The sequence below is a fragment of the Mesorhizobium sp. B1-1-7 genome (assembly GCF_006442705.1).
In the GTDB taxonomy this organism is placed as follows: domain Bacteria; phylum Pseudomonadota; class Alphaproteobacteria; order Rhizobiales; family Rhizobiaceae; genus Mesorhizobium; species Mesorhizobium opportunistum.
Genome location: NZ_VFWQ01000020.1, coordinates 97,180 through 105,895, shown reverse-complemented (window position 1 = coordinate 105,895; position 8,716 = coordinate 97,180). Strand labels below are relative to the sequence as shown.

Sequence of the window (8,716 nt, the reverse complement as noted above, 5' to 3'; positions counted from 1 at the left end):
GTCAAGATTTGCGACGTCTACGGCGCTGGCTACTTCTACATCCCCGGCACCGAGACCTGCCTGCGCATCGGCGGCTATCTCCGCTACGACATCGGCGTGGGCGATCACGGCGCGTTCGGTGGCGCCCAGAACGTTCCGGACCACCTGAACGCTGGCGACACCAACGACACCTACTGGAAGAACGCCCGCTTCACGCTGAAGACCTGGACCGGTCAGGAAACCGAACTCGGCACGTTGAAGACCTACACCGAGACCCGCTTCAACTTCGGCAACAGCTATGGCGACTATTCGGATCCGGATGGTGCCGGACCGTTGACCGGCGGTGACGGCTGGCAGGGGCACAACAAGGGCGTTTCGCTGAACTTCGCCTGGATCCAGCTCGGTGGCCTGCGCGTCGGTAAAGACGAATCTGCTTTCGATACGTTCATCGGCTATGCCGGCAACGTCATCGAGGATACGATTGTCCCCTACGGCAATTTCGACACCAACGTCGTGCAGTACTACTTCGATGCTGGCAACGGCTTCTCGGCCGTGGTCTCGCTCGAAGAAGGCTCGGGCATCGATACGATCGACAGCTACGTTCCGCATGTCGTCGGCGGCCTGAAGTGGACCCAGGGTTGGGGCGCCCTCACCGGTGTCATTTCCTATGACAGCAACTATGAAGAAGTTGCCGGCAAGGTTCGTTTGGACGTCAACGTCAACGAAGCACTGGCGCTGTGGGTCATGGCCGGCTACGGCACCGACGACAACCTCAACGATCCTACTGTGGCAGTCCCTGCTGGCGGCCGCGGCTTCTACAAGCAGTGGGGCGGCAACTGGGCAGTGTGGGGCGGTGGCACCTACAAGTTCAACGAGAAGACCTCGTTCAACCTGCAGGCGTCCTATGACGACTGGAAGAACCTCGGCATCGCGGCGAACGTCGCCTACACCGTTGTTCCCGGCTTCACGGTCACGGCCGAAGTCGACTACCAGAACGTTGGCGGTGCTGACGACCTGTCGCAGGGCTGGGTTGGCGCGACCAAGAAGAGCAACGTCGCTGGCATCCTTCGCTTCCAGCGCGACTTCTAATCAATTTCGCCTTGTCGAAATCGAAACCCGGCGGGCAACCGCCGGGTTTTTTTCATGGACTCGTCAAACGTACAGTTAGGCTCCCAAAAAGGCCTAGCCCCTGTTTTTGAAGGCTTGCGGACCGGAGCAACCGGCCGTCAAGCCGAGAGACGCTACTCTGCAGTTTCTCGTCTGATGTCTCAGCCGGAAATCGGCTCCATCACAGGTCATCGACCAACGCTCTCATCCGTCCGGCAACACTCGTGCAGGATCAATTCCCGGCCAGATCGCCCAGGGCTTCGATCAGCGGCTCGATCGCGCTGCCATAGTTCTTCCAGCGACTGACGGACGAGGTGTAGATCGGTTGCCGAACCTGCCAACGGCTGAACGTGTTCACCGAACCGCCCTTGTCGAAGAATCGCAAGCAGGCACCGTCCCAGGGCAGACCCAGATGGTCTATCAAGCGGCGCGATTGCCCTTCCTGGTCGGAGACCATGTCCTCATAGCGGTTCTGCAGGATTTGCCTCGGAAAAACTTCGTCCCAATGACGCATGAGCCGGTCGTACTCACGATAGTACAGTCCGAGCGTGCTGAGATCGGCTGTATAGGTGTTGTCCTCGTTGAAACCCAGGAAATAGCACGAGAGGCAATTGTCGATAGCATCACGACGGCAGTGAACGATGCGCGCCTTGGGGAAAAGGAGCCTTATGACGCCGATAAGCTCAAAATTATGAGGCAATTTGTCGATAATTCGTCGAGCGTCCGGCGATCGTTGCCTGATGTGGGCCAGATATTCTTCGGCCAGGGACTTCGACTGATCGACCGTCATGTTCAGGATCGATCTGCGCAGTTCTTCGGGCGAGCGCGTTTTCGGCGCAAGCCTGTTGGTGATGCGCCGTAGCTTTGTCAGCTCACCGGCACCGTGGACATCGGGATGGCTCGCGCAGATCTGCTCGGTCAAAGTGGTGCCCGAACGCGGCATGCCAAGCACGAAGACAGGCACTTCCGAAGCGCTTCCATGCCCTGCCTTGGCGGCCAACATCCCAGGGCTGAACAATTCGATCATGAAATCGATGCTGCGGCGGTAAGCCTCCATGTCAAAGCGGCGGGCCGAGCGTTTTGCCTCACGGAAATGGTCCATCGCCTCGTCATGGCGCCTGATATCGTTGAGCACCTTGCCCGCCGCATAATGGAGCTTCTTTAGGCTGTTCTCATCAAGCGCCGGATTTTTCAGCTCAGCCAGAATGGATTTGAATTCTGCCGGCTCGTCCGTGAATTTCCGGATGCTGACCAGGCCGTTGTAAGCAGAGGCGATATCCTGGCGATGGCTGATCGCCTCCTTCATATAATTTGTCGCCTCCTCCATCCGGCCGAGACTGACAAGCGCATTGGCCAACCCCATTCGGATGGCGGAATGGCCGCCGTCGATTTCGAGCGCTTTCTCATAGCGTGGCACTGCCATATCGGCCTTGCCGAATTCGGTGTAGGCGCGACCCAGTGCGCAAAGCGCCTCGACCCAATCAGCCTTCAGTTCGCAAGCCAACTCAAAATGCCTGATTGCGTCCGAATGCTCGCCGACCTTCAAATAGGCTTCACCCAACGTCAGCTGATAATGCGGATTTTGAGGTGCTTCGTTGACCGCTAGCTCAAAACAACGAATGGCCATCTCGTCGTCCAGACCGAGCGCGAAGGTTCCCAGTATGTACAAGGCAAGAGGATGCCGCGGGCTATGGGCCAGGACGCGCTGACACAGTGCCTCGGCCTCAAGCAACCGGTTTGCTTGATGAAGCTCTACCGCCTGCCTGAGCAGCGCGTCGTCAGCCTGTGCCCGCGATAGCTGGTTCGCTTGTGGCTGTGCGATTTTCGGGTGCGGGATTTTCGAGCCGGACGGAGCTTTCAGGTGCTTGGACCAAGCGGGCGGCAGACGATTGTTCATCTTGCCTCGCTAGCAAAAACAGTCGCAGGAATCCAGCACGACAAACCGAGGCCCGCACAGCTTGCGCCAACCATCCGCTCACGCTAGCAAGAAGTTCCCCTTCCATGCGAGCTTCCGTCATGCGCCAGCGCCCTCCCCTCACACCGCTCATCGCAGCGCTTCCTTCGACTGTGCCGTTTGTCGGCCCCGAAGCGCAGGAGCGTGAGCGCGGGCGGGCTTTCCGTGCCCGCATCGGCGCCAATGAGAGCAGTTTTGGGCCGTCGCCGCGCGTCATAGCCCGCATGGCCGAGATCGCGCGCGACATGTGGATGTATTGCGACCCGGACAATTACGATCTCAAGGTTGCAGTAGCCGCGCATCACGACGTGGCGGTCGAGAATGTCGTTGTCGGCGAAGGCATAGACGGCCTGCTCAGCCTGGTGGCGCGCATGTATGTGGCGCCAGGCGATGCGGTGGTCACCTCGCTCGGCGCCTATCCGACCTTCAACTTCCATGTCGCCGGCGTCGGCGGGCGGCTGGTGACCGTCCCTTACGAGAACGACCACGAAAGCCTGGACGGCCTGCTTTCGGCTGTCGTCAAGGAAAGGGCGCCGCTGGTCTATCTGTCCAACCCGGACAATCCGATGGGCACCTGGTGGGAGGCGGGCGAAATCATCCGCTTCATCGAGGCGCTGCCTGAAACCACCATGCTGGTGCTCGACGAGGCCTATGGCGAATTGGGGCCGGCATCGGCCCTGCCGCCGATCGATATTTCCCGGCCGAACGTCATCCGCATGCGCACCTTTTCAAAGGCCTACGGGCTCGCCGGAATACGTTGCGGCTATGCGGTGGCGGAGACGCAAGTGATCCGCGACTTCGAAAAGATCCGTAACCATTACGGTGTCAGCCGCATGGCGCAGATCGCCGGTGTCGAGGCGCTTGCCGACCAGGCCTATCTCGAGACAGTGGTGGCGCGGGTGGCTGCCGGGCGCCGGCGCATCACGGCGATCGCCGAACAGAGCGGGCTGAAGCCGTTGGCTTCGGCGACCAATTTCGTCACCATCGACTGTGGCCATGACGCCAATTTCGCGCTGAAAGTGCTGCAAGGGTTGTTGTCGCGCGACGTGTTCATCCGCAAGCCGATGGCGCCACGGCTGGACCGCTGCATCCGCGTCAGCGTCGGGCTCGACCACGAGCTCGACATTTTCGCCGAGGAGCTGCCCGGCGCATTGGCCGCGGCACGGGGGAATTAGGGCGCTAGGATGCCGGCGCTCCGCCAAGCAGGTGGCTGACGCGCATCAGCATATCCGACAACTCGGCGGCGTCCTTATCGCCAAGACCCTCAGTCAAGCGGGCGAGATCGCGATCGGCGGCCGCCTGAAGTCCGGCCAGCGCGGCGAGGCCGCGTGCCGTGAGCGAGAGAAGACGCCGAGGTACGTCGAGGTCCGTGCGCATTTCGACCAGGCCGGCAGCGAAGAATTTTCGAAGGATTCTCGTGACGTAGGCAGGATCCAAGCGGAGTTCCCGGGCGATTTCGGATGCTGCTGGTCCGATATCCAGTCGAAGCGCCCGCGTCAGAAAGCCTGTCTTGCCGCCAGGATTTCCGACGATGTGGCCGGGGCGCTGAGCGAGTTCAAACAGGATGCGCGCCTCGGTCAGCGTATAGGCGCTTTGCGTCAGGGTTTCGTCGAGCAGCCCGATCAAGCCGGTGTAGAACCGGTTGAAGCGACGGATGTCGCCGATCAAGGTATTCCGCTCGGTTGGCATGTCGGCGCCTTCCCTGAGATTTCCGCTTCGTCCAATCATTACATGAAAGTTGACCAAGTCAACCATTCTGCGGACCAACTGACCCATCTTCCGCCCTTTCAAACGACATCGATCCCTTCGCGCCAATTGCCTTCGTTCAATCCTGCGCCAGACTCTATGCGAGGGAGCCTCTGCAAGGGAGCGAGCCATGGATGACCGAAACATGGATGACCGGAAAAGGGCGGTGCAGGCGCGCGTGCATGGCACAGTGCAAGGCGTCGGCTACAGGATCTGGGCGCAAGGCCAAGCGACAGCGCTTGGCCTTGCAGGCTGGGTGCGCAACGAGAGAGACGGCTCGGTAACGGCATGGCTTGCCGGTCACGATGCCGCGGTTTCAACGATGGTCGAACGGCTTTGGCAAGGCCCGGTGGGTGCATCGGTTTCGCGGATCGATGTGGAAGAACTCGAGACATGGACCGCGCCTGGAGACTTCAGGATCGTCGCATAGGCGGATTTGCGCCCACTTGATTTAGCATCGGCCACTTGAATTAATTGAACGTTCGTTTTATTAATGCCGCTTCAATGAGGCGACCATGGCGCGTACCACAGGATCCGATGGCGAAAAGACCGAGGCGGCTGTCCGCCAGGCAGCGGTCAGCCTGATTGCGCGCTATGGCTACGAGGCGATGTCCATGCGCCAGTTGGCGGCGGAAGTCGGCGTGCAGGCCGCCGCGCTCTACCGCTATTTCCCGACCAAGGAAGACCTGCTGTTCACGCTGATGCGCGAGCACATGGAAGGGCTTCGCGGGGCCTGGGAACAGGCCAGGCCAGTCGGCGCCGATCCAGCGGAGCAGCTTGCGGCCTATGTGCGCAACCATATCGCATTCCATATCGAGCGACGGCACGCCACGCATGTGTCGAACATGGAATTGCGCAGCCTTTCGCCCGACAGGCTGACGCAGATCCTGCGCATGCGCACGGCCTATGAAAAGGAACTGCGCTCGATCCTGCGCGATGGCGCGGAGGCCGGCGCCTTCAGCATCGACGACACCGGACTGACGGCGATGGCGCTGATCCAGATGATGACCGGTGTCATCGTCTGGTTTCGCCCGGGCGAGCGGCTGTCGATCGCTGAAGTGACGGCGACATATCTTTCGATGACAATGCGGCTGGTTGGCGCGACAACTACCGGGGAGGAACGGCATGTATACGAACACGCTCAGCTTCGGGCATGACGAAGACATCGAGGCATTGCGCGACCTGGTGCGGCGCTTCGCCCAGGACAAGATCGCGCCGATCGCCGGCGACATCGATCGCCAGAACGAATTTCCGGCACATCTGTGGCGCGAGTTCGGCGCGCTCGGCCTGCTCGGCATAACGGCCGATCCGGATTTCGGCGGCAGCGGCATGGGTTATCTGGCCCACGTCATCGCGGTGGAGGAGATTTCGCGCGCTTCCGCCTCGGTCGGCCTCTCCTACGGCGCTCATTCCAATCTTTGCGTCAACCAGATCAACCGCTGGGCAACACAGGCGCAGAAGGAAAGATTCCTGCCGCCGCTGTGCTCGGGCGAGCGTGTCGGCGCGCTCGCCATGTCGGAATCCAGCGCAGGCTCCGATGTCGTCTCACTCAAGCTGCGCGCCGAAAAGCGCAACGACCGCTATGTGTTGAACGGCACCAAGATGTGGATCACCAACGGCCCGGATGCCGAAACGCTGGTCGTCTATGCCAAGACCGATCCGGAGCGGAAATCGCGCGGCATCACCGCCTTCATCGTCGAGAAGGCGATGGCCGGGTTCTCCGTGGCGCAAAAGCTCGACAAGCTCGGCATGCGCGGTTCCAATACTGGCGAGCTGGTGTTCGAGAATGTCGAAGTGCCCTTCGACAATGTGCTGCACGAAGAAGGGCGCGGCGTCGAGGTGCTGATGTCGGGCCTCGACTATGAGCGTACCGTGCTCGCCGGCGGTCCGATCGGCCTGATGGCGGCATGCCTCGACGTGGCGATCCCCTATGTGCACGAGCGCAAGCAGTTCGGCCAGGCGATCGGCGAATTCCAGCTGGTGCAAGGCAAGTTGGCCGACATGTACACGACGATGAATGCCGCGCGCGCCTACGTCTATGCCGTCGCCGCCGCTTGCGATCGCGGCCAGACGACGCGCAAGGATGCCGCCGGCTGCGTGCTGTTCGCCGCCGAGAAGGCGACGCAGATGGCGCTCGATGCGCTGCAGCTGCTTGGCGGCAACGGCTATATCAACGACTATCCGACTGGGCGTCTGCTGCGCGATGCCAAGCTCTACGAGATCGGCGCCGGCACCAGCGAAATCCGCCGCTGGCTGATCGGCCGCGAGATCATGGCCGAGGGGGTGTAGCATGGCCGTTCTCCGAACCCAGATCTCCCCCTCCTCCGAGACCTTCCGTACCAATGCCGAGCGCATGCGGGCGCTGGTCGCCGACATTGCGGAGAAGGCGGCTAGCGTCGAGCGCGGCGGCTCCGAGGAGGCCCGTGAACGCCACGTCTCGCGTGGCAAGCTGTTGCCGCGCGAGCGCCTCGCGCAATTGCTGGATTTCGGCTCGCCCTTCCTCGAGATCGGCCAGTTCGCGGCGTGGTCGATGTATGGCGAGGAGATTTCGGCGGCCGGCTTGATCGCCGGCGTCGGCCGCGTCGAAGGTACCGAGGTCATGGTCGTCGTCAACGATGCCACCGTGAAAGGCGGCACCTACTACCCGCTGACGGTGAAGAAGCATCTGCGCGCGCAGGAGATCGCGCTGCAGAACAATCTGCCTTGCGTCTACCTCGTCGACAGCGGCGGCGCCAACCTGCCCAACCAGGACGAGGTGTTTCCCGACCGTGAGCATTTCGGCCGCATCTTCTACAACCAGGCCAACATGTCGGCGGCCGGCATTCCGCAGATCGCTTGCGTCATGGGTTCCTGCACGGCGGGCGGCGCCTATGTGCCGGCGATGTCGGACGAGACGATCATGGTGCGCAACCAGGCGACCATCTTCCTCGGCGGCCCGCCGCTGGTGAAGGCGGCCACCGGCGAGGATGTCAGTGCCGAGGACCTGGGCGGCGCGGACGTGCACACGCGGCTTTCCGGTGTCGCCGACCATTACGCGATGGAGGACGAGCATGCCCTGGCCATTTGCCGGCGCATCGTCAAGAACCTGAATCGAAACAAGACTGTAAGCCTGACCTCTAGGAAAGCTCATCCGCCGCTTCATCCGGCGGATGAACTCTACGGCATCGTGCCGACCGATCTGCGCCAGCCCTATGATGTGCGCGAGGTGATCGCGCGCATCGTCGACGGCTCCGAATTCGATGAGTTCAAACAGAATTACGGCACCACGCTTGTCACCGGCTTTGCCCATCTCCATGGCATGCCGGTCGGCATCATCGCCAACAATGGCGTGCTGTTTTCCGAGAGCGCGCTGAAGGGCGCGCACTTCATCGAGCTGTGCTGCCAGCGCAAGATACCGCTGGTTTTCCTGCAGAACATCACCGGCTTCATGGTCGGGCGAAAATACGAGGCCGGCGGCATCGCCAAGGACGGCGCCAAGCTGGTGATGGCGGTTGCCACCGCCAAGGTGCCGAAGGTGACCATGATCATCGGCGGCTCGTTCGGCGCCGGCAATTACGGCATGTGCGGTCGCGCCTATTCACCACGCTTCCTGTGGATGTGGCCGAATGCCCGCATCTCGGTGATGGGCGGCGAACAGGCGGCAACGGTGCTTGCCATGGTCAAGCGCGAAGGCATCGAGCGCAAGGGCGGGGCGTGGAGCGCCGAGGAGGAGGCGAAGTTCAAGAAGCCGATCCTGATGAAGTACGAGCATGAGGGGCACCCGCTCTACTCGTCCGCGCGGCTCTGGGATGACGGCATCATCGACCCGGCAAAGACGCGCGAGGTGCTGGCGCTCAGCCTGTCCGCGGCACTCAATGCGGAGATCGAGGAAACCCGCTTCGGCGTGTTCAGGATGTGAGATGAACGATATCGGCGTGGTCATCCATCCCA

General features: G+C 61.6%; 8 protein-coding genes. 6 read left to right on the top strand and 2 right to left on the bottom strand.

The genetic code is table 11. The features are described 5' to 3' along the window. The coding region (locus tag FJ978_RS28040; RefSeq protein ID WP_140575848.1) for a porin at positions 1 to 1,068 on the top strand (1,068 nt) is incomplete at its 5' end. A gap of 250 nt (positions 1,069 to 1,318) precedes the next feature. Here FJ978_RS28040 and FJ978_RS28035 read toward each other — a convergent pair. Continuing rightward, positions 1,319 to 2,983, bottom strand: a complete 1,665-nt coding sequence (locus FJ978_RS28035) for a sulfotransferase (protein WP_140575846.1) — start codon at positions 2,981 to 2,983, stop codon at positions 1,319 to 1,321. 119 nt (positions 2,984 to 3,102) lie between these two features. Here FJ978_RS28035 and FJ978_RS28030 point away from each other — a divergent pair, with 119 nt between their 5' ends. Continuing rightward, positions 3,103 to 4,215: a pyridoxal phosphate-dependent aminotransferase gene (locus tag FJ978_RS28030; RefSeq protein ID WP_140575843.1), complete on the top strand. Its 1,113-nt coding sequence runs from the start codon at positions 3,103 to 3,105 to the stop codon at positions 4,213 to 4,215. Between the two features lie 4 nt (positions 4,216 to 4,219). Here FJ978_RS28030 and FJ978_RS28025 read toward each other — a convergent pair whose 3' ends face one another. Continuing rightward, positions 4,220 to 4,795 (bottom strand): MarR family winged helix-turn-helix transcriptional regulator, encoded by a 576-nt coding sequence (locus FJ978_RS28025; RefSeq protein WP_246678217.1) that lies wholly within the window; start codon positions 4,793 to 4,795, stop codon positions 4,220 to 4,222. 136 nt (positions 4,796 to 4,931) lie between these two features. Here FJ978_RS28025 and FJ978_RS28020 point away from each other — a divergent pair, with 136 nt between their 5' ends. The 4 genes from FJ978_RS28020 to FJ978_RS28005 all read left to right on the top strand — a co-directional run bounded on the left by FJ978_RS28020 (position 4,932) and on the right by FJ978_RS28005 (position 8,684). Further along, the gene (locus FJ978_RS28020; RefSeq protein ID WP_140575856.1) at positions 4,932 to 5,216 is read left to right on the top strand and encodes an acylphosphatase; all 285 of its coding nucleotides are present in this window, start codon (positions 4,932 to 4,934) and stop codon (positions 5,214 to 5,216) included. An 85-nt stretch (positions 5,217 to 5,301) separates the two neighbouring features. After that, positions 5,302 to 5,943 carry a TetR/AcrR family transcriptional regulator gene (locus tag FJ978_RS28015; protein WP_140575841.1) on the top strand — a complete coding sequence of 214 codons (642 nt, stop codon included), beginning with the start codon at positions 5,302 to 5,304 and terminating at the stop codon, positions 5,941 to 5,943. Beyond that, positions 5,912 to 7,075: an isovaleryl-CoA dehydrogenase gene (locus FJ978_RS28010; RefSeq protein WP_140575839.1), complete on the top strand. Its 1,164-nt coding sequence runs from the start codon at positions 5,912 to 5,914 to the stop codon at positions 7,073 to 7,075. The genes FJ978_RS28015 and FJ978_RS28010 overlap by 32 nt, the downstream gene beginning before the upstream one ends. A gap of 1 nt (position 7,076) precedes the next feature. Then, positions 7,077 to 8,684, top strand: coding sequence for a carboxyl transferase domain-containing protein (locus FJ978_RS28005; RefSeq protein ID WP_140575837.1), 1,608 nt, complete (start codon positions 7,077 to 7,079; stop codon positions 8,682 to 8,684). Positions 8,685 to 8,716 lie beyond the last annotated feature (32 nt).

Bases quoted from the DNA above. Each gene is read 5' to 3' on its own strand.
- FJ978_RS28010 (WP_140575839.1), top strand. From the start codon at position 5,912: ATGTATACGAACACGCTCAGCTTCGGGCATGACGAAGACATCGAGGCA.
- FJ978_RS28015 (WP_140575841.1), top strand. From the start codon at position 5,302: ATGGCGCGTACCACAGGATCCGATGGCGAAAAGACCGAGGCGGCTGTC.
- FJ978_RS28005 (WP_140575837.1), top strand. From the start codon at position 7,077: ATGGCCGTTCTCCGAACCCAGATCTCCCCCTCCTCCGAGACCTTCCGT.
- FJ978_RS28035 (WP_140575846.1), bottom strand. From the start codon at position 2,983: ATGAACAATCGTCTGCCGCCCGCTTGGTCCAAGCACCTGAAAGCTCCG.
- FJ978_RS28020 (WP_140575856.1), top strand. From the start codon at position 4,932: ATGGATGACCGGAAAAGGGCGGTGCAGGCGCGCGTGCATGGCACAGTG.
- FJ978_RS28025 (WP_246678217.1), bottom strand. From the start codon at position 4,795: ATGGTTGACTTGGTCAACTTTCATGTAATGATTGGACGAAGCGGAAAT.
- FJ978_RS28030 (WP_140575843.1), top strand. From the start codon at position 3,103: ATGCGCCAGCGCCCTCCCCTCACACCGCTCATCGCAGCGCTTCCTTCG.